Origin of the sequence: Laribacter hongkongensis DSM 14985 (assembly GCF_000423285.1) — a bacterium.
GTDB lineage: Bacteria > Pseudomonadota > Gammaproteobacteria > Burkholderiales > Aquaspirillaceae > Laribacter > Laribacter hongkongensis.
Genome location: NZ_AUHR01000001.1, coordinates 216242 through 243165 on the forward strand (window position 1 = coordinate 216242; position 26924 = coordinate 243165).

Annotated in this window: 24 protein-coding genes; 12 read left to right on the plus strand and 12 right to left on the minus strand. The window is 66.6% G+C overall.

The genetic code is table 11. From position 1 onward, the window contains the following. Positions 1–4 precede the first annotated feature (4 nt). The 3 genes from G542_RS15540 to hemC form a co-directional block, all read right to left on the minus strand. Positions 5–1408, minus strand: a complete 1404-nt coding sequence (locus G542_RS15540; protein WP_012698575.1) for an efflux transporter outer membrane subunit — start codon at positions 1406–1408, stop codon at positions 5–7. Between the two features lie 12 nt (positions 1409–1420). Then, positions 1421–4366, minus strand: coding sequence for an HD domain-containing phosphohydrolase (locus tag G542_RS15545; RefSeq protein WP_081666696.1), 2946 nt, complete (start codon positions 4364–4366; stop codon positions 1421–1423). Positions 4367–4441: 75 nt separating this feature from the next. Then, entirely contained in the window at positions 4442–5368 is a 927-nt protein-coding gene (hemC, locus tag G542_RS0101055) for a hydroxymethylbilane synthase (RefSeq protein WP_027823152.1), read from the minus strand. Between the two features lie 104 nt (positions 5369–5472). Here hemC and ppc point away from each other — a divergent pair, with 104 nt between their 5' ends. Both ppc and G542_RS0101065 read left to right on the plus strand, forming a co-directional pair. Next, positions 5473–8196 (plus strand): phosphoenolpyruvate carboxylase, encoded by a 2724-nt coding sequence (gene ppc / locus G542_RS0101060; protein WP_027823153.1) that lies wholly within the window; start codon positions 5473–5475, stop codon positions 8194–8196. 140 nt (positions 8197–8336) lie between these two features. After that, complete coding sequence (locus tag G542_RS0101065; RefSeq protein WP_027823154.1) at positions 8337–8975, plus strand: TetR/AcrR family transcriptional regulator; 639 nt, start codon at positions 8337–8339, stop codon at positions 8973–8975. 194 nt (positions 8976–9169) lie between these two features. Here the strand turns inward: G542_RS0101065 and G542_RS0101070 are convergent, their stop codons facing one another. Together G542_RS0101070 and G542_RS0101075 are read right to left on the minus strand one after the other, a co-directional pair. Then, on the minus strand, positions 9170–9511 hold the full coding sequence (locus G542_RS0101070; protein ID WP_027823155.1) for an AzlD domain-containing protein: 342 nt from the start codon (positions 9509–9511) through the stop codon (positions 9170–9172). After that, a complete protein-coding gene (locus G542_RS0101075; protein WP_027823156.1) occupies positions 9508–10233 on the minus strand; it encodes an AzlC family ABC transporter permease in 726 nt (241 codons plus the stop codon). Before G542_RS0101075 ends, G542_RS0101070 begins: the two co-directional genes overlap by 4 nt. 427 nt (positions 10234–10660) lie before the next feature. Here G542_RS0101075 and G542_RS18355 point away from each other — a divergent pair, with 427 nt between their 5' ends. Then, the gene (locus G542_RS18355; RefSeq protein WP_012698583.1) at positions 10661–10858 is read left to right on the plus strand and encodes a hypothetical protein; all 198 of its coding nucleotides are present in this window, start codon (positions 10661–10663) and stop codon (positions 10856–10858) included. A gap of 61 nt (positions 10859–10919) precedes the next feature. Here G542_RS18355 and topA read toward each other — a convergent pair whose 3' ends face one another. The 3 genes from topA to dprA form a co-directional block, all read right to left on the minus strand. Further along, entirely contained in the window at positions 10920–13247 is a 2328-nt protein-coding gene (topA, locus tag G542_RS0101090; protein WP_012698584.1) for a type I DNA topoisomerase, read from the minus strand. Between the two features lie 131 nt (positions 13248–13378). After that, positions 13379–13834 (minus strand): Smg family protein, encoded by a 456-nt coding sequence (locus tag G542_RS0101095; RefSeq protein WP_012698585.1) that lies wholly within the window; start codon positions 13832–13834, stop codon positions 13379–13381. A 45-nt stretch (positions 13835–13879) separates the two neighbouring features. Further along, complete coding sequence (dprA, locus tag G542_RS0101100) at positions 13880–14941, minus strand: DNA-processing protein DprA (protein ID WP_308417715.1); 1062 nt, start codon at positions 14939–14941, stop codon at positions 13880–13882. Between the two features lie 191 nt (positions 14942–15132). Between dprA and def the strand changes: the two genes are divergently transcribed. Continuing rightward, entirely contained in the window at positions 15133–15636 is a 504-nt protein-coding gene (def, locus tag G542_RS0101105; RefSeq protein WP_012698588.1) for a peptide deformylase, read from the plus strand. 86 nt (positions 15637–15722) lie between these two features. Next, a complete protein-coding gene (fmt, locus tag G542_RS0101110; RefSeq protein ID WP_027823159.1) occupies positions 15723–16640 on the plus strand; it encodes a methionyl-tRNA formyltransferase in 918 nt (305 codons plus the stop codon). A gap of 393 nt (positions 16641–17033) precedes the next feature. On the opposite strand, the gene G542_RS0101115 is transcribed toward fmt, so the two are convergent. Together G542_RS0101115 and G542_RS0101120 are read right to left on the minus strand one after the other, a co-directional pair. Beyond that, a complete protein-coding gene (locus tag G542_RS0101115; protein WP_027823160.1) occupies positions 17034–17792 on the minus strand; it encodes a TlyA family RNA methyltransferase in 759 nt (252 codons plus the stop codon). Between the two features lie 80 nt (positions 17793–17872). Continuing rightward, entirely contained in the window at positions 17873–18100 is a 228-nt protein-coding gene (locus G542_RS0101120; RefSeq protein ID WP_012698592.1) for a hypothetical protein, read from the minus strand. Positions 18101–18236: 136 nt separating this feature from the next. Here G542_RS0101120 and G542_RS0101125 point away from each other — a divergent pair, with 136 nt between their 5' ends. Together G542_RS0101125 and G542_RS0101130 are read left to right on the plus strand one after the other, a co-directional pair. Then, a complete protein-coding gene (locus G542_RS0101125) occupies positions 18237–19301 on the plus strand; it encodes a glycosyltransferase family 2 protein (protein WP_012698593.1) in 1065 nt (354 codons plus the stop codon). A 107-nt stretch (positions 19302–19408) separates the two neighbouring features. After that, positions 19409–20614 carry an ammonium transporter gene (locus G542_RS0101130; protein ID WP_027823162.1) on the plus strand — a complete coding sequence of 402 codons (1206 nt, stop codon included), beginning with the start codon at positions 19409–19411 and terminating at the stop codon, positions 20612–20614. A 262-nt stretch (positions 20615–20876) separates the two neighbouring features. On the opposite strand, the gene G542_RS0101135 is transcribed toward G542_RS0101130, so the two are convergent. Continuing rightward, the gene (locus G542_RS0101135; RefSeq protein WP_027823163.1) at positions 20877–21251 is read right to left on the minus strand and encodes a Gfo/Idh/MocA family oxidoreductase; all 375 of its coding nucleotides are present in this window, start codon (positions 21249–21251) and stop codon (positions 20877–20879) included. Between the two features lie 145 nt (positions 21252–21396). Between G542_RS0101135 and G542_RS15550 the strand changes: the two genes are divergently transcribed. Beyond that, complete coding sequence (locus G542_RS15550; protein WP_012698598.1) at positions 21397–22164, plus strand: tRNA threonylcarbamoyladenosine dehydratase; 768 nt, start codon at positions 21397–21399, stop codon at positions 22162–22164. 212 nt (positions 22165–22376) lie between these two features. Here G542_RS15550 and G542_RS15555 read toward each other — a convergent pair whose 3' ends face one another. Beyond that, on the minus strand, positions 22377–22808 hold the full coding sequence (locus tag G542_RS15555; RefSeq protein WP_027823164.1) for a DUF302 domain-containing protein: 432 nt from the start codon (positions 22806–22808) through the stop codon (positions 22377–22379). 171 nt (positions 22809–22979) lie between these two features. Here G542_RS15555 and G542_RS0101150 point away from each other — a divergent pair, with 171 nt between their 5' ends. From G542_RS0101150 to G542_RS0101165, 4 genes are read left to right on the plus strand one after another with little or no spacing between them, the layout of a single operon-like run. After that, complete coding sequence (locus G542_RS0101150; protein ID WP_155826570.1) at positions 22980–23978, plus strand: sulfate ABC transporter substrate-binding protein; 999 nt, start codon at positions 22980–22982, stop codon at positions 23976–23978. Positions 23979–23990: 12 nt separating this feature from the next. After that, on the plus strand, positions 23991–24821 hold the full coding sequence (gene cysT, locus G542_RS0101155; protein WP_012698600.1) for a sulfate ABC transporter permease subunit CysT: 831 nt from the start codon (positions 23991–23993) through the stop codon (positions 24819–24821). 13 nt (positions 24822–24834) lie between these two features. Next, positions 24835–25743, plus strand: coding sequence for a sulfate ABC transporter permease subunit CysW (cysW, locus tag G542_RS0101160; protein ID WP_012698602.1), 909 nt, complete (start codon positions 24835–24837; stop codon positions 25741–25743). 14 nt (positions 25744–25757) lie between these two features. Beyond that, positions 25758–26825 carry a sulfate/molybdate ABC transporter ATP-binding protein gene (locus G542_RS0101165; protein ID WP_012698603.1) on the plus strand — a complete coding sequence of 356 codons (1068 nt, stop codon included), beginning with the start codon at positions 25758–25760 and terminating at the stop codon, positions 26823–26825. Positions 26826–26924: the final 99 nt, after the last annotated feature.

The following is a 26924-nucleotide window of genomic DNA, read 5'->3' on the forward strand; positions in this document are numbered from 1 at the left end:
GGATTCAGCGGCTCAGCGCACGGGCCGTTGCCAGCCGTGCCTGCCAGGCGGTGGCCCGGGCACTGGTTTCGCTCTGGCGGGCGGCCAGCAGTTCGGCTTCGGCGGCCAGCGCGGTTTCGCGCGAGCCGATGCCGGCTCCGGCCCGCTCGCCGGCCAGCCGCAGGGCCAGCCCAGCTTCGGCGCGCGCGGTCGTGGCGGCCTGCTGCACGGCCTGGCTGGCCTCGACCGCTGCATAACCGTCTGCCGCCTCGCGCGCAGCCGTGATCAGGCTGGCGGTATAGCTGGCATTGGCCGCATCGAATCCGGCCGAGGCCGCGGCCAGCCCGGCGCGGCGGCGGCCGCCGTCAAACAGCGGCAGGTCGATCACCGGTGCCAGCCCGAACATGCGGCTGGCGCGGGTCAGCAAGTCACCCGTGTCCTGCGCCGACAGGCCGGCAAACGCCGACAGCGAAATGCTCGGATAAAACGCCGCCCGGGCAGCGTGGATGTCTTCGGCGGCAGCGGTAATGGCCAGTCGCGCGGCCTCGACGTCCGGTCGCGACACCAGGGCAGCCAGCGTGGGTTCGGACGGGAGGACCAGGGCGGCGGGATCCGGCAGAGGGGAAGGCATGAACCGGCGCGTGGCCTCGGGCCCCTGCCCTGTCAGCTGGGCCAGTGCGTGCCGGTTGAGCGCCACCTGTTGCCCGGCCGCTGCCAGCGCTCCGCGCTGCTGTTCGGTCGCGGCCCGCAGGACAGCCAGCGTGCTGCGCGGCGTCAGCCCGGCTGCCACCCGCTGCTGCAACAGCGACTGGCGGGCTTCGAACGTGGCCAGCTCGCGGGACAGCAGCTCCTGACGTTCGACCGATTCGGCCAGGGCCACGTACTGCATGGCTACGGCATAGCCCAGCAGGCGCCGCACGTCGCGTTCGCGGGCGGCAGCCACGGCCACGCCAGCCTCGGCCGAACGCGCCAGCGCGGCCATCTGACCCCAGAAATCGAAGAGATAGCTGAACGTCACCTCAGGCTGGTACAGCGTGTACCACTGGCCGCCGATCGGTGGCGGATACAGGCCGTTGGCCGACTCGCGCAGCCTTTCGACCGTCAGTCGGGCATCCAGCTGCGGCAGGCGCCGGGAACGGGCCTGCAACAGGGTGGCCCCGGCGGCACGCACCCGGGCGGCGGCAGCGGCCAGATCCGGGTTGTCGCTGAGAGCACGCTGCACCAGTCCGGCCAGTGCCGGCGAACCGAGGGCTTGCCAGGCGTCGTCGGCCACCGGACGCACGGCGGTGGCCGACGACGCCGGGACCAGCGCCAGTGCGGCCGGATCGGGAGTACGGGTTTGCGGTTCGATACCGTGGGTGGACGCACACCCCGCCAGCAGGGCAGAGGCGGCGACAAGCCACAGGGGGCAGGAAAGCGGGAATTTCATACGGTTCATTTTTCAGCGCAGCGTGGCAGGGGTCCGGTCGCCGGGCGGGGCCAGCACGGCGGCGACGTCCACCGCATCGAGCTGGGCCGGTGCCAGATAGCGTTCGGCGTACCGGCGCCAGACGCCGCTTTCGACAAACAGGACAAAGAGATCGCGGTCCAGATGGCCGCGCTCGCACATGGCACGCATGCGCGCCAGTGCCTCGCTGACCGGCTGGCCGGTCTTGTAGGGGCGGTCGGCCGCGGTCAGCGCCTCGAATACGTCGGCAATCGCCAGCATGCGCGCCTCGACGCTCATGTCGTCCTGCATCAGGCCGCGCGGATAACCGCTGCCGTCCACGTGTTCGTGATGGCTGCCGGCGATGTCCGGCACCTGTTTCAGGTGGGGCGGAAACGGCAGCTGTCTCAGCATTTCGATGGTCTGGATGATGTGTTCATTGATCTTGTAACGTTCCTCGGCGGTCAGCGTGCCGACACGCACGCTCAGGTTGTGAAGCTCGCCCCGGTCATAGAGCCAGTCCGGGGCTTCCATGCTGAAACCGCGCCGGCGATTGGCCGCCGTACCGTCACCGTCCGGACGCGGCACGCGGTGACCGGGCTTGTCGGCCAGCAGGGGTTCGGTGGCCGGCAGCGGACCGGCAGCGGGCAGCCGGCTCTGTTCTTCATGGCTGATGCCAAGCCGGTCGTCCAGGGTACGTTGCCAGGTCCGGGCCCCGATGCGTCGCAATCGTGCAAGGTCAGCGTCGCTTAACGGCCGCTCGCCGGTGTTGCAGGCGGCAACAAAGGCAAAGTCGGCGTCCAGTGCGGCATGGCGCTCGTCGCGGGTGCGGCCGAGGGCCGCGGCATCTCCGCCGGCGGCCACGCCGCGCCAGTAATCGATGTCGGCATCGCGCTTGAGCACCTCGAAGCGCGTGCGGATCTCGTGGATGCGGTCGTACAGCGTTTCGAGTTTGGTCGCCTTGTCGACCACGTATTCCGGCGTGGTGACCTTGCCGCAGTCGTGCAGCCAGCCGGCGATCAGCAGTGCATCCCACTGTCCGGGTGTCAGCCGAAAGCTGGCAAACGGTCCCTGCCGGGCCTCGCAGGCAGCTTCGGCCAGCCAGCGCAGCAGCACCGGCACGCGCTGGCAGTGGCCGCCGGTGTGCGGGCTTTTGGCGTCGATGGCACCGGCCAGCAGCCGGATCAGCGAATCGAGCAGCGCCGTCTGCGCGCTCAGGAGCTGCTGGTTGTCGATGGCGACGGCGGCCAGCCCGGCCAGGGCTTCGATAAAAGCCTGACGCTCGTGGGACAGCGTCTGTCCGTGCACGAACAGCAGGACCAGTACGCCGATGCTGCGCCCCTCGTGCCCCATCAGCGGTACACACAGCCGGATGGATGCTCCCTGACGTCCCAAGGCTGCGACCGATGGGGGCAGATCGTCAAAGACCGGGCTGTCCGGTTGCAGGGACTCGATCTGCGAACGGCCGGTTTCCAGTGCCCGCGCCCGCACGTCGTGCAGGCTGCTGCGCAGGCTCAGTGCCGGCAGGATCAGCGGCTGTTCGCCGGTCAGCCCGCCGGCCGGCAACAGCTGGCGCCGGTCGGCATCCAGAAAATACAGTCCTGCCGCTGCCGCTTCGGCCGCAGCCAGCGTTTCGGCCAGCAACCGGTCATACAGGGCGTGCGGCTCCCGCTCGCGCATCAGGGCCAGCCCGATGGCCAGAAAATGCCCGATGGTGGCCTGCATGCCGTCCATCGATTGCGCCAGCGTGTCGATCTCGCAGATGGCCGAGTGCAATGGCGGCCTCGGCGAGAAATCCAGTGCATTGATGGCACGGGCGCGGCCGGCCAGCTCCACCAGCGAGGCCGACACCCGGCCGGCAATCCACCATGCCAGCGGCACCACCACCAGCACCAGTATCCCGGTCAGCAGCAGCGCCCGGGCGCCCTCGGCCCGGGCCGCGGCCAGCAGTTCGTCTTCCGGCACCAGCACGGCCAGCCGCAGCGGCGGCCCGTAGCTGGTCTGCGGCAAGGCCCGCACCACCACCCGCCACGGTTCGCCGTCCACCTCGACCGGGTAGGCGCCGAGCGGATGCGGCCCGCGCGCCAGCGCGGCCATGGCGGCCGATCCCTGGTTGCCGAGCTCCGGCAGGGCCAGCCCGTGCCGGTCGGGCTGCGGCGGCAGGCTGGACGCCAGCAGGCGCAGGCTGGTGGCATCGTACAGCACGATTTCGCTGCGGCTGATCCGCGGCTGGCGCACCAGCCAGCGCGACAGGTCCTGAAGCGACAGGTCGGCTCCGGCCACCACGCCGGGTGCGATTTCGCGTGCCACGGAGGCACCGGCCTCGCCGGTGGTGTAGAAGCGGTAGGGCTCGGTCAGGATGCGCTGGCCGGCAGCCCGGACGGCGCTCTGGTACCAGCCCCGGGTACGCGGGTCGAACGGCGGACTGAGCAGCCGCTGGCGATACAGCACCCGGCCGGCTTCGTCGAGATAGACAAACTGCATCCAGCGCTGGCCGTCCTGCTGGTCGATGCCCTGAACCAGATAGCGGCTGTCGGGCGGCGCCATGAAGAGACGCCGGCTGTCGGGTGAATCCAGCGGACGCAGCAGGAAAAACTCGCCGTCCGGATAACCGAGGTAAAGCGCCGACAGGCGCCGGTCTTGCCGCAGGGCCCGGATCAGGAGCGGCAGGGCTTCCAGCCGGGCGGCCAGCGAGCCGGCCGTGACCAGTGCGCTGCCGCCGAGCATCTGCAAGGTGGCGTCCACCGGCGCCAGCAGGTGTTCGGTACGGGATTCGGCGGCGCTGACCGCGTAATCGAACTGGGTGACATGGCTGTCGATCAGCTGGCTGCTGGCGCTGCGGTAGTTGAGCCACGACACGGCGCTACCCGCCACCAGCGCCAGTAGGGCCAGTACGGCGGTCAGGTAGAGCTGGAAGCGCACCCGCCAACGCGGGGGAGCCGGGGGAGTGGAAGCGGACATGCCTGTGTTATAGGCAGGCCGGCAACAAAACGGGCGTCCCGCCGGGACGCCCGCTGGTCAGTCAGGCGGCAACGCTCAGCCGGCAGCCTTCACCGCGTCGATCACGTCGTCGGCGCCCTGGTCCAGCAGTTTCTTCGCAATCGTGCGACCCAGCGCGTCGGCGTATTCGGCCGGAGCCGTGGCTTCGGCGTGCAGCAGGGTGGTGCCGTCGGGTGTGGCCACAAAGCCACGCATGACCAGCATGTGCTCGTGCTGCTCGGCATAGCCGCCCACCGGAATCTGGCAGCTCGCACCCAGCGCCCGGCCCATGGCGCGCTCGGCTGTGACGCAGGCGTAGGTGGCCGGATGGTTGAGCGGCGCCAGGAGCGCCATCAGGTCGGTGCGGTCGGCACGGATTTCGATGCCCAGCGCGCCCTGCCCCACGGCCGGCAGGCTGTCGGCAGTCGACAGCTCCATGCGGATGCGCTCGGCCAGCCCCATGCGCTTGAGGCCGGAGGCCGCCAGGATGATGGCGTCATAATGGCCTTCGTCGAGCTTGCGCAGCCGCGTTTGCAGGTTGCCGCGCAGCGGCTTTACCAGGAGGTGCGGATAGCGGGCGCGGATCTGGCTTTCGCGGCGCAGGCTGGCCGTGCCGACCACGGCGCCGGCCGGCAGCTCCGAGAGGCTGGCGTAGCGCGGCGACACGAAGGCATCGCGCGGGTCTTCGCGCTCGCAGATCGCCGCCAGCGCAAAGCCTTCGGGCAGATCCATCGGCACGTCCTTGATCGAGTGCACTGCCAGGTCGGCCTGGTCTTCCTGCATGGCTAGCTCAAGCTCCTTGACGAATAGCCCTTTGCCGCCGATCTTGTTCAGGGTTTTGTCCAGAATGCGGTCGCCCTGCGTGGTGATGCCCAGGATGCTGACCTCCAGCCCCGGATACAGCGCCTGCAAACGCGCCCGGATATGCTCGGCCTGCCACATGGCAAGCGGGCTCTCGCGGCTGGCAATGACGACTTGCTTCATACCCAATATTCCTGTGTTAATTTGTTGCAATTCTAACATCATGACCGTACCGGATTTTCATTAGCCAACAGTCGACCCGGTTCATTTTTCTAGGATACCTGAGCATGACTTCCGACTTTGACAAGGATCTGCCCCTGACGCGCGATCGCATGCGCCTGACCCGGCTGCTGGCCGAGGTCGTACGCGAGCAGGTCGGCGATGCCGTCTGGCAAGAAGTCGAGCAGATCCCGCAACTGGCCTGTCACACCGAAGACCTCAGCCCGCTGCGCACGCACCTGCAACAGCTGTCACCCGTTGTCCTCGACACCCTGCTGCGTTCCAGCGGCCTGCTAGCCCAGCTGGAAAACCTCGCCGAAGACCTGCACCACAACCGCCGCCGCAAGGCGCACCGCAAGGCCGGTTCGCCACCGCAGCCGGGCAGCTTGGCCCGTGCGCTGACCATCCTGCGCGAACACGGCATCACCGCCGACACGCTGGCCGGCCTGCTGGAATACGCCCAGATCGTGCCGGTGCTGACCGCCCATCCGACCGAAGTGCAGCGCCAGACCACGCTGGACTGCCAGCGTGCCATCCGCAAGTTCCTGCAACTGCTCGACCACCCCGATGTCGATGCCGACGCCGAAGCCGCCCTGACGGCCAAGCTCAAGCGGGTGCTGCTGACGCTCTGGCAGACGGCCGACATCCGCCCCTTCAAGCTGACGGTCAAGGACGAAATCGAAAACGGCATCGCCTATCATCCGCTGACCTTCCTTGATGCCCTGCCGGCCCTGTACGGCCGGCTGGAAGACGACATCGCTGCCACCTTCGGCACCCGCATCGAAATCCCCAACTTTTACCGCATCGGCAGCTGGATCGGCGGCGACCGCGACGGCAACCCGTTCGTCAACGCCGACCTGCTGCGCTACGCCCTGTCGCGCCAGGCCGAAATTGCCTTTGCCCATTACGACTACGAACTCGAAGGCCTCTACCGCGAGCTGTCGCTGTCCGACCGCCGGGTGCAGGTCAGCCCGGCCGTGCAGGCACTGAGCGACTGCTCGCCCGATACCGCCATCAGCCGCGAAGAAGAACCCTACCGCCGCGCCATCGCCACCCTGCTGGCACGGCTGGCCGCCACCGCCCGCGAGCGCGACATTCCGTTCCACTCGCGCTTTGGCCATGCCGAGGCGGCACCCTACCGCGACCGGCACGAGCTGGGCGCCGACCTGACCGCCATCGCCCGCTCGCTCGACACCCACGGCAGCACGCTGCTGGCCGGCGGCCGCCTGCGCGAACTGCGTCGCGCGGTCAGCGTGTTCGGCTTCTTCCTGATGCCGCTGGACCAGCGCCAGCATGCCGACCTCTACGGCGCGGCCGTGGCCGAACTGTTTGCCCGCGCCGGCCAGCCCGGTTACGACGCGCTGGACGAAGCCGGCAAGCGCGCCTGGCTCCTCGCCGAGCTCGCCCACGCCCGGCCGCTGGCCTCGCCGTTCATCGAGTATTCGCCCGGCGTGCAGCGCGAGCTGGACCTGTTTGCCGCCACCCGGGCCTTGCAGGACCGCTACGGCGAGGGCGCACTGCCGAACCTGATCATTTCCAACTGCGCCGAGGCCAGCGACCTGCTGGAAGTGGCACTGCTGATGAAGGAGAGCGGCCTGCTGCCGCTGGAGGCCGACGGCCGCCACCGGGCACGCGCCAACATCATCCCGCTGTTCGAGACCATCGAGGATCTGGAACACGCCGACACGGTGATGCGCGAATTGTTCGCCATCCCGCTGTACCGCGACCTGCTGGCCAGCCGCCAGGACGTACAGGAAGTGATGCTGGGCTACTCCGACAGCAACAAGGACGGCGGCTACCTGATGAGCCAGTGGGCGCTCTATGCCGCCGAAAAGCGGCTGGTGGCAGTCTTTAACCTGTTTGGCGTGCGCATCCGCCTGTTCCACGGCCGCGGCGGCTCGGTCGGCCGCGGCGGCGGCCCGAGCTTCGATGCCATCCTGGCGCAGCCGGCCGGTACGGTGGCCGGGCAGATCCGCATCACCGAACAGGGCGAAGTCATCGCCTCCAAGTACGCCGACCGCACCATCGGCCAGCGCAACCTCGAAGCCCTGCTGGCCGCCACGCTGGAAGCCAGCCTGGTGCCGCGCCCGTCCTGCCCGACCGACGAAAGCGTGTTCGGCGAACTGGCGGCCGACAGCTATCAGGCCTATCGCCAGCTGATCGAAACCGACGGCTTCATCGACTATTTCCTGGCCGCCACGCCGATCAACGAGATCGCCAAGCTCAACATCGGCAGCCGCCCGGCCTCGCGCAAGACGCTGGCGTCGATCAGCGACCTGCGGGCGATCCCGTGGGTATTCAGCTGGATGCAGTCGCGGGTGATGCTGCCGGGCTGGTACGGCGTCGGCAGCGCCATGAGCGCCTTCCTCGCCCGCCACGGCACCACCGGCCGCGACCGGCTGGCCGCGCTGTGGCAGGAATCGGCCTTCTTCCGCGTCGCCCTCGACAACATGGAAATGGTGCTGGCCAAGGCCGACATGCAGATTGCGGCGGAATACGCCTCGCTGGTGCCGGACCCGGCCGTGCGCGAACGGGTATACGGCCTGATCCGCGGCGAATTCGAGCGCACCCGCGATGCCTTCTGCGCCATCACTGGCCAGACCCGGCTGCTGGCGGGCAACCCGACCCTGGCGCGCAGCCTGGCTGCCCGCATGCCGTACTTCACCACGCTCAACCTGTTGCAGATCGACGGGCTGGCCCGCCTGCGCCAGGATCCGGACAATCCGGAGCTGCTGTACGCCATCCACCAGACCATCAACGGCCTGGCCACCGGCCTGCGCAACAGCGGCTGATCTTCTCCGGCTGAGGTATCCTGCCGCCGGTGCACCGGCGGCATTTTTCATGCCATGACGTATAAAAAGAGTCGCCGGCCAGATCGCCAGCCGCGATAATCCAATGTCATTTTTCCGATCCACCCGTCACACGACCCGCCATGAACCCGTCCACTCGCCGCAAACCCGGCCGCCAGCATGATCCACTGCTGGCTGAAGCCCGCCGCCAGCAGATTCTCGATGCCGCGGCCGACTGCTTCCGCCGGCACGGCTACCACGGGGCCAGCATGGCGCAGATCTGCCGCACCGCCGGCATGAGCGCCGGCCACGTTTACCATTTTTTCGCCAGCAAGGACGACATCATCACCGCCATCATCAGCCGCGACCTGCAGCAGCTGTTTTCCCTGATGGCCGAAATCGCCGCCCGGCCGGAATCGCTGCACGCCGCACTGGTCAACTCGGTCCAGCGCGGTGTCGACGACAACCTGGAACCCACCTACAGCGCCCTGCAACTGGAAATGCTGGCCGAAGCAGCCCGCAATCCGCACGTGGCCAGCATCCTGCGCGAAGCCGATGCCAGCGCCCGCCAGCACCTGCGCGAGCTGCTGCTGGGCGACCCGGCGCAGCCGGCCATTGCGCCGGAGCTGCTTGACAGCACGCTGGAAGTCATCAGCGCCCTGTTCAACGGCCTGCTGATCCGTGCCGTCCTGCATCCGGAACTCGACCGCGCGGCACTGACCGAACAGGTTCAGCACGTCATGCGCAGCCTGCTGGCCCGCCTGAGCCTGCCGCCGCACTGAGCGTGCCAGGCCTGTCTGTCCGCCAGCCAGGAAGCGGCAGGTCTGGACCGGCTCGCCTCATGTGCGGCCGGCAGCTGCGTCGCACTGCAACGGCGGCGGTTTGCCAGCCGGCAGCGCCGGCAAAGGATCCGTGCCAGCCCTTCCGCCAACGTGGACGCGAAAGCGTGTCGGCCAGATCCTGACTGGATGCGCGGCTACAGCCCGAACACGGCCGGCAGCAGCCAGCGTGCCACTCCCACTGTCACCATGCCGGTCAGCATGGTGCCGAAGAAGTTGCGGGTGAAATAGGCCACCGCCAGCGTCGGCAGCGATGCCCACAGGAACAGGTTGTCGACGGTCAGTGCCAGTTCGCCTTGCCGCAGCACGATGTCCGGCAGCAGCAGGGCCGCCAGCACCGTCACCGGCACGAACGACAGCCAGCGGGCGAGAAGGGGCGGCAGCTGGCGGCCGGCCAGCAGGGTGATCGGCAGCGCACGCAGCAGCGCCGTCACCAGCGCCATGCCCAGAATGGTGATCCACAGTGACGTCGAGCTCATGCCTTGTCCTCTTTCCGGGTCAGCCAGGTGGCAACCGACGCGCCGATCAGGGTGGCAAGGATCACGTTCCAACTGCCGGTGCCCAGAAGGGCAAAGCCGACCGACAGACCACCGGCCAGCAGGGCCACCAGCAGCCGCAGGCGCGTCAGGCACAGCGGCACCAGCAGGGCAAAGAACATGGCCGGCAAGGCAAAGTCCAGCCCCAGATGGCGCGGATCGGCCAGCAGCGAACCGGACACGGCACCCAGCAGCGTGCCGCCGACCCAGCCCGAGTGGGCAGTCAGGTTGACGGCAAACACCAGGGGCGCCCGCGCGGTTTCATGCCGGTGCATGGCGCTGGAGTGGACGGCAAAGATTTCATCGGTGATTTCGTAGCCGAACAGCACCTGCCGCAGGCGCGAAAAGCGCGACAGCCACGGCGCCAGCGCCGCGCACATGAAGAGGTAGCGCAGGTTGATGATCAGGTTGGTGAAGATGATCGCCCACGGTGCTGCCCCTGCGCCCCACATGGCCGCAGCGATGAACTGGCCGGAGCCGGCAAACACCAAGATCGACATCAGCACCGCGGCGTAGCCGGGGATGCCGTTCTGCACGGCCAGCACGCCAAAGGCAAAGCCGAGCGGCAGGTAACCCAGCACGATCGGAAAACCGCGCCGGATGCCGGCGCGCATGTCGTCAAACGCAGTCGGCCCGACACCGGCCGACAAGGATGTTGCTTCCATGATCCCCACATGAACGACCGCCCGGACCGACAAGGCCGGGCGGTCAAACCTATATGGGTAAATTGTCCTTACCTGACAACGCCACCGTCAAGCCCGCCCGCAGCAGGATTGCGCCGGGCACAGTCGCTTTTCCCACTGCGGCCGGCCAGGCTGACCGGAAAGAGGTGCCGGGCCATGCCCGGGGCATGCCGTGGCAGCGGCAGGCCGGCCGGAAGCATGGCTGCCGGCACGGCAACACGGGACGGCCGCTTTCCGGCACGGGATGAGCGGCCGGCTTGTCGGCCCAGCATGACTGGCCCGTGTGGTACGCGCAGGAGGAGCCAGGAGACAACTCCGCCAGATCGGCGCACGTTGCCCCGGCCTGCGGCCGGCGCCCAAGGGCAATACCGTGCCCGGCCGCCTTGGCAGGGAGTCGGGGAACGTACCGGTGACAACACGGAGGACCGGACATGCCGCCGGCTTCATCGCAGCCGACATGACGCTGGTGGTGCCCGGAACAGGCCGGAATACGCCACGGCCTGCCCGCCCGGTTTGTCCGGTGGAAGACAGGCTGACCCGGAACCTGCCGGAGCGCATCGCCATGCCCGGACCGGCCGGCTACCGCCAGTCGTGGTCGCCGCCCTGAAAAGCCGCACGCCACGCGTGTCAGGCGTGGCGTGCGGGAAAACGGCTGAGAGGCGTGCCGCTCAGTCGGCCGGTGCTTCGTCCTTGCCGGCCGGCGGGGCGATGACTTCGCTCCAGCCGCATTCCTTCTGCGGGCACACCTTTTCGGTGCCTCGGCGCTTGGTGGTCTTGATGGTCAGCACCGGCCAGCCGCACTGCGGGCAGTTTTCCGCCACCGGCGGATTCCACACCGCGTAGGTGCACTTGGGATAGGTGTTGCAGCTGTAGAAGAGCTTGCCGTAGCGGCTCTTTTTCTCGACCAGATGGCCGGTCTTGCACACCGGGCAGGTGACGCCGGTATCACGCGGCTTTTCCAGGGGCTCGATGTGCTTGCACTTGGGGTAGTTGGCGCAGCCGATGAACTTGCCGAAGCGGCCCTTCTTGATGACGAGCTGGCCGCCGTCCTCCGGGCACACCCGGTCTTCGATCACCACCAGTTCTTCCTGCTCGGCAGCGGCGGCCGCTGCGGCTTCTTCGGCGGTTTCGTTGAGGTTGCGGGTGTAGTCGCATTCCGGGTAGCCGGTGCAGCCGATGAAGCGGCCGCGCTTGCCGAAGCGGATGTTCAGCGGCTTGCCGCACTTGGGGCAGGCTTCGTCAAGCTGCTGGGTGGTGACTTCGGCGCGGCTGATGCCTTCCTTTTCCTCCAGCTGCTTCTTGAAGCCCTGCCAGAAGCTGTCGAGCACCGGCACCCACTGGCGCTTGCCGTTGGAGATGTCGTCAAGCTGGTCTTCCAGCCGGGCGGTGAAGTTGTAGTCGACGTACTGTTCGAAGTGCTCGGTCAGGAACTTGTTGACGATGTCACCGGTGTCGGTCGGCTCGAAGCGTTTTTTCTCCAGCGTGACGTATTCGCGGTCCTTCAGCGTCTTGATGATCGAGGCGTAGGTGGACGGGCGACCGATGCCGTATTCCTCCAGCGCCTTGACGAGGCTGGCTTCGGAATAGCGCGGCGGTGGCTGGGTGAAGTGCTGCTCGCCGTAGAGCTTGTCGACCGGCAGTTCGTCGCCGACCTCCAGTACCGGCAGGCGGGCTTCGTCGTCGTCACCGGCGGCAGCATCGTCGCTGTCCTTGTCTTCCTGGTAGACGGCGATGAAGCCGGGAAAGGTCAGCACCTGGCCGCTGGCACGGAACACGCCGTCGCCGACGGTGATGTCGACGGCGGTGGTATCGAACTTCGCCGGTGCCATCTGGCAGGCCAGCGTGCGCTTCCAGATCATGGTGTAGAGCTTGAACTGCTCGGGCGTCAGGAAGGGCTTGACCGATTCGGGCGTACGGAAGATCGAGGTCGGCCGGATGGCTTCGTGCGCTTCCTGGGCGTTCTTCGACTTGTTCTTGTAGCTGACCGGGCTCTTGGGCAGGTAGTCGGCGTCAAAGTGTTCGCCGATGTAATAGCGGATTTCGGTCAGCGCGTCGTTGGACAGCACCACGGCGTCGGTACGCATGTAGGTGATCAGGCCGACCTGGCCCTGGCCGACATCGACCCCTTCGTAGAGCTGCTGCGCGGTGCGCATGGTGCGGTCGGTGGTCATGCCGAGCTTGCGCACGGCTTCCTGTTGCAGGGTCGAGGTGGTGAACGGTGCAGCCGGACTGCGCGACTTCTTTTTCTTTTCCACCGCCGTCACGCTGGCAGGCTTGCCCGCCAGGGCAGCGAGGATACCGGCCTGCGACGTTTCGTCGGGGATGTCGAACTGGTCGAGCTTGCGGCCCAGCCAGTCGGTCAGGCGGGCGGAGAATTTCTGCCGGCCCTTGTGGCTGTCGAGGTGCACCGACCAGTATTCGCGGGTTTCGAAGGCGCGGATTTCCGCTTCGCGTTCGCAGATCAGCCGCAGGGCCGGGCTCTGTACCCGGCCGGCCGACAGGCCGCGGCGGATTTTCTTCCACAGGAGCGGCGAGAGCTTGAAGCCGACCAGGTAGTCGAGCGCCCGGCGTGCCTGCTGGGCATCCACCAGTTCCTGCAGGATGTTGCGCGGATGCGCCACGGCATCCAGCACGGCGTTCTGGGTGATTTCGTGGAACACCACGCGCTGGACGTTCTTGTCCTTGAGCAGCTTTTTCGATTGCAGGATCTGCAACAGGTGCCACGAGATCGCTTCGCCTTCGCGGTCCGGGTCGGTTGCGAGGTAGATGTTGTCGGCCTCGCGCACTGCCGACGCGATGGCGTCCACGTGCTTGGCGTTCTTGGCGATGATCTGGTACTTCATCGCAAAGTCGTGCTCGGGATCGACAGCGCCGTTCTTCGGCACCAGATCGCGCACGTGCCCATAAGAGGCGAGTACCTCGAAGTCGGCCCCGAGGTATTTTTTCAGCGGTTTCGCCTTTGAGGGCGACTCAACGATCAGCAGATTGGCGGGCATGTCGATATCACGTGATGCAGCGGGTCGGAACCCTTGTTTCTATCCGGGAGACGTGCACAAAACGCAAGCCCGGCCTGTCGAAGGGCGGCATGGTAGAGCGATGGATGGCACTCCACAAGGGCAGATGGCCCTTATTGCAACGGCATGGGTCCGTCGATCGCCACCATCAGTTCCTCGGCGATCAGCGCATCGACCTCGGCCGCGTGGCGCCACAGCACTGCCAGCACGGTCAGGCGGGCGGCATCCAGCGAGCGTTCGTCGGGCGGCACATCCATCAGCCGGTCGAGGATCTGCTCGCGCTGCACGTTGTTGACGGCGGCGACCCGATCCAGGAACAGCACAAAATCCTGTACTTCCAGCGGCAGGCCCTCGCGCTCTTCCTGGGTCAGGATGCGCGGCAGGCGGCTTTCGGCCAGCACCTCGGGCACGGCCCCTTGCGCCAGCAGTGACGACAGCCAGTCCAGTGCATCATGGATCACGTCATCCTCGAATCCCACCGCTGCCAGCTTGCGCGCCAGATCGTCCGGGCCGGGACAGGCCGAAAAGTCGCGATACTCCTGCACCAGAAAGGCGATGACATCAAACATGAATGAACCAGAACCGGAAAGAAAAAATGCTGCACCGTCAAAAGGTTACAGCATGCGCTGATAACGCCCGCCCGGCAGTCCCACAACCTGTCCGGCAAGCTCGTGAGCGAGCAGCATCCCCAAAAGGGTGTCGACCGTCAAGCCCGTACGCTCGACAAGGCTGTCCAGCGTCAGGATTTCTGCTCCCAGCGCAGCCAGTACCGCATCCTCGATGACCTGCGGCACAGCCTGCGACCGGGTCACCGCCGCCGGCGGAGACAGCACGGGCGGCAACTCGGACAGGATGTCCTCCAGGCACTCGGTCAGCTTGGCACCTTCCCGGATCAGGGCATGGCAGCCCTTGGCCACCGGCGAGTGGATCGACCCCGGCATGGCAAACACCTCACGCCCGGCCTCCAGGGCCAGCCGGGCGGTGATGAGCGAGCCGCTTTCGAGGTCGGCTTCCACCACCAGGCATCCCAGGCTCAACCCGGCAATCACCCGGTTGCGCCGCGGAAAATGCGCGGCCAGCGGCGGACTGCCCAGCGGCAGCTCGCTGACCAGCAACCCTTCGGCCGCCATCCGGTACGCCAGATCACGATTGGCTGCCGGATAAATGCGGTCGATGCCGGTGCCGATGACGCCGACGGTCCCGCCCCCGGCTGCCAGTGCACCTTCGTGCGCAGCCGCATCAATGCCGGCCGCCAGGCCGCTGACCACGGTCAGCCCCGATCCGGCCAGTGCCCGGGCAAAGCGGGTGGCATCCCGTCGTCCCTGCGGCGTTGCCTGCCGGCTGCCCACCACGGCCAGCATCGGCTGTTGCAACAGCTCGCGCCGGCCGTGCAAGTACAGCAGCGGTGGCGGGTCGGTCAGCTCGGCCAGCGCCGGCGGATAGTCGGCATCGGCCAGCGTCAGCAGGTCGCGCCCTTCGCCGCGCGCCAGCCATGCTGCCACGGCCTCCTGTTCGCGCCGGGTGTCGGTCTGCACGATGGCCTCGGCCAGTCTGGCCGGCACGATGCCGGTCAGCCCGGCCGTACCGGCCTCCAGTACCGCTTCGGCCGAGCCGAATGCCTGCAACAAGCGGTTGAGGCGAACGGCACCCAGGCCGGGAATGTGGGCCAGATGCAACAGGGCCGCCGGCAAGGCAGTGGCAGAACGGGAGCCTGCACGGAATCCGTCAGAGCAGGCAGCTGTCGATATAATGGTGGTTGACGGCATGGCGACCCTTGTCAAACAGCTCACGGCACCCACATGTAAAGTGCCAGCCGACGGCAGTGCCGCCCGCTCGCATCCCTCTGATTTACAGACATTATCACGCCATGGCGCTACTCAACATCCTGCATTACCCCGACGAACGGCTGCACACGGTAGCCAGGCCGGTCGACGTTGTCGACGACGCCTTGCGCCGCCTGATCGACGACATGGCCGAGACCATGTACGCCGCCCACGGCATCGGGCTGGCCGCCACCCAGATCGACTATCACCGACGGCTGGTGGTGATCGACCTGTCGGAAGAACACGACGGCCTTCTGGTCTTGATCAACCCGGTCATCACCCGCAAGGCCGGCGAAACCGTATACGAAGAAGGCTGCCTGTCGGTGCCCGGCATCTATGACAAGGTCACCCGTGCCGAAACCGTCACCGTCGAAGCCCTCGACCGCAATGGCCAGCCCTTCAGCCTCGACGCCGAAGGTCTCCTGGCCATCTGCATCCAGCATGAAATCGACCACCTCGACGGCAAGGTGTTCGTCGAACACCTGTCGCAGATGAAGCAGAGCCGCATCAAGCAGAAGCTGAAGAAGCGCGAGCGCCAGAGCCTGTAACTGCTGGCTTCCTGCCCCGGAACGGGGTGGTTCCGATTCACCACGGCGGCCTTTCGGCCGCCGGCCTTTTTGTCCACGGTGCGCCCATGAAACTGATTTTTGCCGGCACTCCCGACTTTGCCGCCGCCGCCCTCTCGGCCCTGGCCGCCGCCGGCCACGACATTCCGCTGGTGCTGACCCAGCCCGACCGGCCGGCCGGCCGCGGCATGAAGCTCAAGCCCTCGGCCGTCAAGGCACGGGCGCTGGAACTCGGCCTGCGGGTCGAGCAACCCCTGAGCCTGCGCAACGACGAGGCCCAGGCCATGCTGCGTGCCGTGGAGGCCGACGTGATGGTGGTGGCCGCCTACGGGCTGATCCTGCCACAGGCCGTGCTCGACCTGCCGCGGCTGGGCTGCCTCAACATCCATGCCTCCATCCTGCCGCGCTGGCGCGGTGCCGCGCCGATCCAGCGCGCCATTCTCGCCGGTGATGCCGAATCCGGCGTCACCATCATGCAGATGGAAGCCGGTCTCGACACCGGGCCGATGCGCCATGTCGTCACCACGCCGATCAGCCTGGACGACACCGCCGCCAGCCTGCACGACCGCCTGATGGCACTGGGTGCCAGCGCGATTGTCGACGTGCTGGCCACCCCGGATCGCTACCCGCCAGTGATCCAGCCGGAAGCCGGCGTCACCTACGCGCAGAAACTCAGCAAGGAAGAAGCCGGACTCGACTGGAACCTGCCGGCTGCCGAGCTCGATCGGCGCGTGCGCGGCTACTGCCCGGTGCCTGGCGCCTGGACCCGGCTGGGCGGCGAAACCCTGAAAGTCTGGGCCGCCACCCCGGTTGCGGGCAGCGGCACGCCCGGCATGGTCATCGCCGCCGACCGGCATGGCCTGACCGTGGCCTGCGGCGAGGGAGCACTCTGCATCACCAGCCTGCAACCCGCCGGTGGCAAGCGGCTGGAGGCCAGCGCATTTGTCGCCGGCCGCCCAGGCCTTGCCGGCCAGCAACTGGGCTGAATCCGCCCGTGCAGCATGGGTGCAGCCAACCGGCGGCGCCCTGCCAGCCCCTGAAGCCGGACACACTGCTGGCGGAACCAGACCGGCAACACCGGCAGGCTACTCCGCGCAAAGCACAGGCAGGCAACAATACAGGCACATGAGCCGGGCAAACAGTGACCGGGCCGGATCCCGGGCCTGCCCTCTGACGCGAGGCGGCACTCCCGGTCAGCCGGTTCCAGACCGCCTGGACACTAAGGAGTCCTGCCGCCGGGAGCCAGCCACCTCCACCAAAGGACAACCGGCAGGCAAAGGAACATGCCTGTGCGCCGGCATCCGGCATGATTGGATCATGAATCTCCGGCCACGGCATGAATCCCGGGCACACTCACCGGCAAGCGCCAGATCCGGGCGTTATTCGCGCACGGCGCAGACGAAAAACTCGCGGTTGCCGTCGCCCCCCAGGATCGGGCTGTCGAAGTAATCACGCACGCTCAGACCGGCTTCGGCACACAGGATGCGGATTTTCGTTTCCACCTGCGGATAGAGGCCGGCATCGCGCACCAGTCCGCCACGGCCGATGCCTTCGCGGCCGACTTCAAACTGCGGCTTGACCAGCGACAGCAACACGCCGCCCGGTGCCAGCAGCGGCAGGGCCGGCGGCAAGGCCAGCGTCAGCGAGATGAACGACACGTCGCACACGATCAGGTCGACGGAATCCTGCCCGGCGGCGGCCCGGATGGCAGCCAGATCGAGTGCACGGGCATTGATGCCTTCAAACGCCACCACCCGGGGATCATCGGCAATGCGCGGATGCAGTTGCCCGTGACCGACGTCGATGCCCACCACCCGTGCCGCACCGGCCTGCAACAGGCAGTCGGTAAAGCCACCCGTGGACTGGCCCACGTCCAGCGCCAGCCGGCCGGACACGCTGACGCCGGTCCGCGCCAGAGCGCCTTCCAGCTTGAGCGCCCCGCGCGACACGTAGCGGTCGGCCGGGTCCGGCGTGATCCCGACCGCTTCGCCGGCATCCAGCGTTTCACTGGATTTTTTCACGGTCACGGACCGGCCGCCGCGCTCGACATGCACACGCCCGGCGGCGATCAGCCGCTGGGCAACGGTACGGGACGGCGCAAGGCCCAGTTCAACCAGAACAACATCGGCGCGCGGCATGATGCAACCAGGGGACAACGACAGGGAGCGCGATGGTCGGTGTCCGGGCGGGCGCTGTCAACCGGGCCGCCCGGCCGGGGTTACTGCTCGCCGTCACGCAGCATGGCCTGGTAGAGCGCCTCGGCCCGCTCCAGGTCAGCCTCGCTGACCGTGACGCTGTGCTGGCACTGGCTGCACACCAGCACGCTGTCGGGCTCCAGCGAACGGAAATGGTGAGTGATTTCATGGCCACAGACAGGGCATTCGATCACCAGTGTAGCGTCGAGGTGCTTGTCGAGATTGAGGTCAAGATGCAGGAGCTTGTCCATATGTGTTCCTTCCTGAAATACCGCCAGGCGGCAGCGACCCTTCAGTGTAGGCAAAGGCATCCGGGCTGCCCGGACTTGACTCGGATGGTCCCTTCTGCCTAGATGCCCTCCGTTATCGATGACCGGAATATTGTCCATGCCCAGCGTCAGCGCTACCCTGATTGTCAGAAACGAAGCCGCTCGGCTTGCCCGCTGCCTTGAAAGCGTGTCCGCACACGTTGACGAAATCGTGGTGGTAGATACCGGATCAACCGACGACACCGTTGCCATCGCCAGCCGGTTTGGCTGCCGGATCGGACATTTTGCATGGAATGACGATTTTTCCGCTGCCCGCAATGCGGCGTTGTCCCTTTCCTGTACGGACTGGAATTTCGTCATTGACGCGGATGAATGGCTGGTCGATCCGGCAACTTTGCGTGAAGCAGTCCGTCATGTACCAGACAGCACTGGGCTTGTATGCGTCCGCAGCGAGTGTGTCCTAGAAGGGCTGCGGACGCATGCCGACTGCTGGATTCCGCGGCTGCTGCCTGCAACGGTCCGCTATCAGGGACGGATACACGAACACCCCGCCTCGGACCTGCCGTATTTCCGTACCCGGATCGTGCTAGGGCATGATGGCTATCTGGAGCATCCGCTCAATGCCCACAAGAAAGAACGCAACCTGCCACTGCTGCAGGCAGAGCTGGTAGCGTATCCGACCAATCCCTATCTGCACTACCAAGCCGGCAAGGAATTCGAGGTCCGCGACGACTTTGCCACCGCCGTCCATCACTACCTCCAGGCCCTGCCCGACACGGCCGGATACCCTCCCTATACGGCAGACTTGGTGTGCCGCCTGCTGTTCTGCCTGAAAAAGCTTGGCCGTTTCGACCAGGCCATCCCCCTGGCGGAACACTGGCAGCCGCATCTGGCCGACTCGGCCGATTTCCTGTTCGTGCTGGGCGACCTGCTGTTGGACTACGCCATCGCCGCACCGGCCGACGCGCCGGCCATCCTGTCTGTCATCGAAGCAGCCTGGCTGGGCTGCCTTGAGCTTGGCACCGCCCACCATCATGAAAACAGCCTTCCGGCCCGCGGCAGTTTTCTGGCCAGCCACAACCTGTCTGTGCTCTATGCCCATACCGGACAGCCGGACAAAGCAGCGCACTATGCCGGACTGGCACAAAAACAGCGCCAACAGATGCACCCGGAAACGGCATGAATGCATCAAGATGAGGCACGGGTAGCCTGCATGGTCTTCGACACAAAATAAACTATTGGCATAAATATTGCTAAAACAGCACCGTATTCCCCATCACGGTGCCTACCATGACTTCTCCTGCCCCGACTTCGAGCGACGTCCTGTTCCTGCTGCTCGGCGCCATCATGATCCTGGCCATGCATGCCGGGTTTGCCTTTCTGGAACTCGGCACCGTACGCAAAAAAAACCAGGTCAACGCCCTCGTCAAGATCCTCACCGACTTTGCCGTGTCGGCGGTGGCGTATTTCACCGTCGGCTACACGCTGGCCTACGGCGTGTCGTTCTGGGCACCGGCCACGCTGCTGGCGGCCAGTCACGGTTATGAACTGGTCAGGTTCTTCTTCCTGCTCACCTTTGCCGCCGCCATCCCGGCCATCATTTCCGGCGGCATCGCCGAACGGGCCAACCTGCGGCCGCAGACCGCCGCCACCTTCCTGCTGGTGGGACTGGTCTACCCGCTGATCGAGGGGCTGGCCTGGAACAACCACTTCGGCGTGCAGGACTGGCTGACAGCCACCTTCGGCGCTGCATTCCACGATTTTGCCGGCTCGGTGGTGGTTCACGCTTCGGGCGGCTGGATGGCGCTGGCCGCCGTGCTGCTGCTCGGCCCGCGCCGGGGCCGCTATACCCGGGAAGGCGGCATTGCCGCCCACCCGCCGTCCTCCATCCCGTTCCTGGCGCTGGGTGCCTGGATCCTGATCGTGGGCTGGTTCGGCTTCAACGTGATGAGCGCGCAGCGGCTGGAGGCAATTTCCGGGCTGGTGGCGATGAATTCGCTGATGGCCATGGTCGGCGGCACGCTGGCGGCACAATGGCTTGGCCGCAATGACCCCGGCTTCATCCACAACGGCCCACTGGCCGGGCTGGTGGCCGTGTGCGCCGGTTCCGACGTGATGCACCCGGTCGGGGCACTGGTGGTCGGAGCGGTGGCCGGCGCACTGTTCGTCCAGCTGTTCACCCTGACGCAAAACCGCTGGAAGATCGACGACGTGCTCGGTGTCTGGCCGCTGCACGGCCTGTGCGGAGTGTGGGGCGGGCTGGCCTGCGGCATTTTCGGCCAGACAGCCCTGGGCGGACTGGGCGGGGTCAGCTTCGCCAGCCAGCTGGCGGGCACGCTGGGACTGGTCACGCTGGCATTTGCCGGCGGACTGGCCGTATACGGCCTGCTGCGCCGCTCGATGGGCCTGCGCCTGGAGGACGAGGCGGAATACAACGGCGCTGACCTGTCACTGCACCGCATCACTGCCACGCCGGACCGCGACACCTCGTGGTAATGCCTTCCTGCGCCGGCTTCCGGCCGGAAACGGCCGGCAGCGCCCGGCGCAACGGGACCGGACGGGCGCACACGGCGGGCGGCCTACACAGGCAACATGGCCGGCGGGCCCCGGTCGGCAACGCTGCCTGACTGCCGACCCCAAGGCCCGTAACGACAACGCCGCACTTCCCGGACCAGGAAATGCGGCGTTGTCGTGTGTGCAGCACCGGTCATGACACCGGCCGGAACACTGCGCCGGCAGGCATTCCCGGCAGGCAGGCTCAGGCGTATTCGAGGTCGTCGTGCTTGCTGCCGACCCACTGGCCGGCCGACAGCGACAGCATCAGCAGCGCAATGCGCTCGTGCATGATGAGGGTGTGGGTGTTGCTGGTGACCTGCATGATGGCGCGCAGGTTGTCGCGTACTTCGGGTACGCCGGTCACGTCGATCAGGATGTCGATCGAGGCGTCACGGGCCAGCGCCTGGAACTGCGTGGTCACGGCCACGCCGTGACGGGTCGCCAGCTGCATGCCCGGCTGGGCCGGATCAAGGTCGGCCACGCCGACCACTTCGACAAACGGTGCATCAATCAGTTGCTGCAACAGCGGCGTACCGGTTTCACCGGCTCCGATCATGGCAATACGGCAGGCAGTCATGCGTGTCTTTCCGTGGACAAAAACGCCGGCCATTCTATTTATTTTGCATATCCAGGCCTTGACCCCGGTCAAGCCGGCCGGCCGCCTCTTGCCGGCGCAGGCAGGAGGGCGCTAGCATCCGCCGTTTTTTCAGGGACTTGCCGCGATGACTGCGCCCGACCTCGACCGCCGCTTTGGCGGCATGCACCGTTTGTATGGCGACGCCGAAGCCGGCCGCATCCGCCAGTCCCATGTCTGCGTGGTCGGCATCGGCGGCGTGGGCAGCTGGGCCGTGGAAGCACTGGCCCGCGCCGGGGTGGGCGAGCTGACGCTGATCGACCTCGACAACGTGTGCGAATCCAACGTCAACCGGCAGATCCACGCGCTGGACGGCACTTTCGGCCTGCCCAAGGTCGAGGCAATGGCCGAGCGCGTCCGGCTGGTCAACCCGGCCTGCCAGGTCCACACCGTCGAGGATTTCATCAGCGCCGACAATGTCGCCACCCTGCTGGCCCCGCCCGTCGGGCTGGTGATCGACGCCATCGACGACCTGCGCGCCAAGGCCGCCATGGCGGCCTGGTGCCGGCGCCAGTCGCTGCCCTTGCTGGTCAGCGGGGCCGCAGGCGGCCGCATCGACCCCACCCGCATCCAGGTAGCCGACCTGGCCCGGGTCACCGGCGACCCGGTCTGTGCCCGCCTGCGCTATGAACTGCGCAAGAAATACGGTTTTTCGCGCGATCCCAAGGCCCGGTTCGGCATCGAATGCGTGTTTTCCGACGAACCGGTCCGCAAGCCGCAGGCCGGCGCCGCCTGTGAAAGCGGTGCCGCGCCGCAGGGGCTGGCTTGCGCCGGCTATGGCTCGGCCATGACGGTCACCGCCAGCATGGGGCTGGTGCTGGTCAGCCGGGCACTGCTGCGGCTGAGTGCCGGCTGACCGGAACTTGTACCCAAAAAAACCCCGGCAGATACCGGGGCAATGATCCAGACACGCCAGACCGGCATGGTGCCGGTCCGGCCTCGGCGAAAAATTGACGGGTATCAGCCATGCCAACGCCCTGAAAGATCTGCCGAACCCGAAAAATAGACACTGCAGCCGTTTATTTCAAGAAATAACCCTGATCCAGTCATTTTGAACGTGAAACAAGGCTATTCCGCATAAAATGCGGTTGCGTCCTGTACAACCTGGTCCAGCAGATCCGCCAGCCGTTCGTGTTGGCCATCCGGTGGAACAAGATTGTGGCGTGCAAGGATGACATCCGCAAAATAACCGGCACTGTTGTAGCTCACCCAGACCTGCCCGGCATCGTCCTGCCACACCAGCATTTTCATCGGCAGGTCGATGGCCAGGGTCGGTGCGTGCTGCATGGGCCCGGTGCCGCTGGCCGGGTTGCCGAATACCAGCACGGTGCGCGGCAACAGGCTGAGCCCGACGGCCGCTGCGGCGGCGGCATGGTCGATGCGGACAAATTCGCACCAGCCACGTTGCGTCAGCGCAGCGGACAACCGGTCCAGTGTCCGGCCGACATCCAGCGGACTGGCCACGCTGACCAGTCCGGATACCGGAGGAGAATGCGTCATGGCATGCCTTTCACGCGGGGACATCCCGCCGGGGTCCAGTATAGAAAGCGGCCTCGCCGGTTCCTGTCGTTTAATTTCCAAAAGATATAAACGAATTAACAATCGGTCTTTATGGATATAAAGACAATTGGGTAAGCTCCGGGCATTGCCATTCCGCCCGGAGTCCGTGTCATGCCTGCCACCCTGCGCCGCCTGTTCCTGGCCCTGTCCCTCGCCGGCCTGTCCCTGCCGGCCCTTGCAGATGCCACCCTGCTCAACGTCAGCTACGACGTGATGCGCGACTTCTACAAGGACTACAACCCGGCGTTCCAGAAGGCCTACAAGGCCCGGACCGGCGAAACGGTTACCCTGCAACAGTCGCACGGCGGCTCGTCCAAGCAGGCCATGAGCGTTGCCAACGGCCTGCAGGCCGACGTGATCACCATGAACCAGGCACCGGACATCGATCTCCTGGCCGAGCGCGGCGGCCTGCTGCCGGCCACTTGGCAAAAACGCCTGCTGGACAATGCCGCACCGTTTTCCTCGACCATGATTTTCCTCGTCCGCAAGGGCAACCCGAAGCAGGTCCGCGACTGGAACGACCTGGTGAAGCCGGGCGTGCAGGTGATCATTCCCAATCCGAAGATCACCGGCAACGGCCGTTACACCTATCTTGCCGCCTGGGGCCAGGCGCAGCAGGCCGGCGGTGAACCGGCCGCACGCGCCTACGTACAGAAGCTGTTTGCCAACGTGCCGGTGCTGGATGCCGGCGGCCGGGCCGCCACCACCACCTTCATGCAGCGCCAGATCGGTGACGTGCTGGTGACGTTCGAGAACGAGGCGGAAATGGTGGCACGCGAATTCGGCCGCGGCAGCTTTGACGTGGTCTATCCGAAAGTGTCGATCCTTGCCGAAAGCCCGGTGTCGGTGGTCGACAAGGTGGTCGACAAGAAGGGCACCCGCAAGGAGGCCGAAGCCTACCTGCAATACCTGTGGAGCCCGGAAGGCCAGACCATCGCCGCGCAGAACTACCTGCGTCCGCGCGACAAGGCCGTGCTGGCGAAGTTCAGCAGCCAGTTCCCGCCGATCAGGACCTTTACCGTTGAAGAAACCTTCGGCAGCTGGAAGAAGGCCATGGACGTCCACTTCAAGGACGGCGGCACCTTCGACCAGATCTACGCCAAGCGCTAGGCAGGAATCAGCATGGCATTCGCGCGCCACTCCGTGCTGCCGGGCTTTGGCCTGGGGCTGGGCTACGGCCTCTTCTGGCTGTCCCTGATCGTGCTGCTGCCGCTGGCCGCCCTGGTGATGAAGCTGGGCGCCCTCGGCTGGGCCGGCTTCGCCGCCGCCGTGTTCAACCCGCGAGTCCTGTCCGCCCTGGGCCTCTCGTTCGGCGCTTCGGCGCTGGCGGCCCTCATCAACGCGGTCATGGGCTTTCTGGTGGCCTGGGTGCTGGTGCGCTACCCGTTCCCGGGCAAGCGGCTGGTGGATGCGCTGGTAGACCTGCCCTTTGCCCTGCCCACCGCAGTGGCCGGCATTGCGCTGGCCACGCTGTACGCGCCCAACGGCTGGTTCGGCCAGTGGCTCGAACCCCTGGGCATCAAGGTGGCCTTCACCCCGCTGGGCATCCTGGTGGCGCTGACCTTCGTCAGCCTGCCCTTTGTGGTGCGCACGGTGCAGCCGGTGCTGGAAGACCTCGAAACCGAACTGGAAGAAGCCGCCTCCAGCCTCGGCGCCAGCCGCTGGCAGATTTTCCGCCACGTGCTGTTTCCGGCGCTGACACCGGCACTGCTGACCGGCGCCACCCTGGCATTTGCCCGCGCCAGCGGTGAATTCGGCTCGGTGATCTTCATTGCCGGCAACCTGCCGATGGTGTCGGAGATTGCCCCGCTGCTGATCATCGGCAAGCTCGAGCAATACGACTACCTCGGCGCGACGGCCATTGCCGTGGCGATGCTGGTGATCGCCTTCGTCCTGCTTTTCGTCATCAACGGCATCCAGTGGTGGGCCAACCGCCGCCACGGTGTGCGCTAGGGAGGCCCCGTCCATGGCTCTTGCTGCCCACGACCGGCGTTCGGCCGCCACCACAGAATCACGGCCGGTACGCTGGCTGCTGACCGCCATCGCCCTGGCGTTCCTGACCCTGTTCCTGCTGGTCCCGCTGGTCTCGGTGTTCTGGGAGGCGTTTTCCAAGGGCTGGGAGCTGTTCGCCGCCGCCCTGACCGAGCCGGAGGCCGTCAGCGCCATCCGGCTAACCCTGCTGACCGCCGCCATTTCGGTACCGCTGAACGTGGTGTTCGGCGTGGCGATGGCGTGGGCGATCGCCCGCTTCGAGTTTCCCGGCAAGAGCCTGCTGACCACGCTGATCGACCTGCCGTTTTCGGTCAGCCCGGTGGTGGCCGGCCTGATGTACATGCTGCTGTTCGGCAGCGCCGGCTGGCTCGGCCCGTGGCTGGCCGACCACGACATCAAGGTGATGTTTGCCGTGCCGGGCATCGTGCTGGCCACCGTGTTCGTCACCTTCCCGTTTGTCGCCCGCGAACTGATCCCGCTGATGCAGGCGCAGGGCGCCGACGAGGAACAGGCCGCCATCGTGCTGGGTGCCTCGGGCTGGCAGACCTTCTGGAAGGTGACGCTGCCCAACATCAAGTGGGGCCTGCTCTACGGCGTCATCCTCACCAATGCGCGGGCGATGGGCGAGTTCGGTGCGGTCAGCGTGGTGTCCGGCCACATCCGCGGCGAAACCAACACCATCCCGCTGCACGTGGAAATCCTTTACAACGAATACAACTTCGTCGGTGCCTTTGCCTGCGCGGCCATCCTTGCCCTGCTGGCGCTGGTGACGCTGGTGCTGAAAACCCTCGTCGAATGGCGCGCCAGCCGCGAACACGCTGCCGGCCGCGACGTACCGCTCGAAGCCCGCGCCCGGCTGGCTGTCAGCGCACCGACTCCCTGACAGGATGGACGTCCATGAGTATCGATATCCGCCATATCCGCAAGACCTTCGGTGATTTTGTCGCGTTGGACGATGTCAGCCTCGACATCGGTTCGGGCGAGCTGCTGGCCCTGCTCGGCCCGTCGGGCTGCGGCAAGACCACGCTGCTGCGCATCATCGCCGGGCTGGAAGTGCCCGACAGCGGCCAGATCCTGTTTCACGGCGAAGACGCCACCGACCGCCATGTGCGCGAACGCCAGGTCGGTTTCGTGTTCCAGCATTACGCCCTCTTCCGCCACATGACGGTGTTCGACAACGTGGCCTTCGGCCTGAACGTGCGCCCGCGCGCCAGCCGGCCGCCGAAAGAGGCGATCCGCGACAAGGTGATGCAGCTTTTGAAGCTGGTGCAGCTCGACTGGCTGGCTGACGCGTACCCGAGCCAGTTGTCGGGCGGCCAGCGCCAGCGCATTGCCCTGGCGCGCTCGCTGGCGGTGGAGCCGAAGGTGCTGCTGCTCGACGAGCCGTTCGGGGCGCTGGACGCCAAGGTGCGCAAGGAACTGCGCCGCTGGCTGCGCCACCTGCACGACGAAATGCACATCACCAGCGTGTTCGTCACCCACGACCAGGAAGAGGCGCTGGAAGTGTCCGACCGGGTGGTGGTGATGAACCACGGTGCCATCGAGCAGGTCGGTGCCCCGGCGCAGATCTACGATGCGCCGGCCAGTCCGTTCGTGACCCAGTTCCTCGGTGACGTCAACCTGTTCCACGGGCGGATCGAAGCCGGTGGCGTGGCGATCGGCGACTACCGGCACCGGCTGGAAACCCCGGCCGCGCAATCCGGAGGCGCAGCACGGATCTACGTGCGACCGCACGACCTCGCGCTGTCGCGCGAGGCCGGCGAGGCGCTGGCACGCGGAGTGGTCGAGCACATCCACGCCGTCGGGCCGGTGGTGCGAATAGAGGTACGCGCCGACGACGACCGCCTGATCGACGCGGCGCTGTCACGCGAAGAATACCGCCAGCTCGGCCTGCTGCCGGGTGATGCAGTGTGGGTACGACCGAAGAAACTGTCGGTGTTTGTCGACGAGGGCGCCAACATCTGACCTGCGGACGGGCACCGGATGGTGCCTTCCGGCCGGCAAGGCTGGCATGACACGCGGCCCTGACTATGCTTTGCGCATACCCCAGCTGCCGGAGACCGT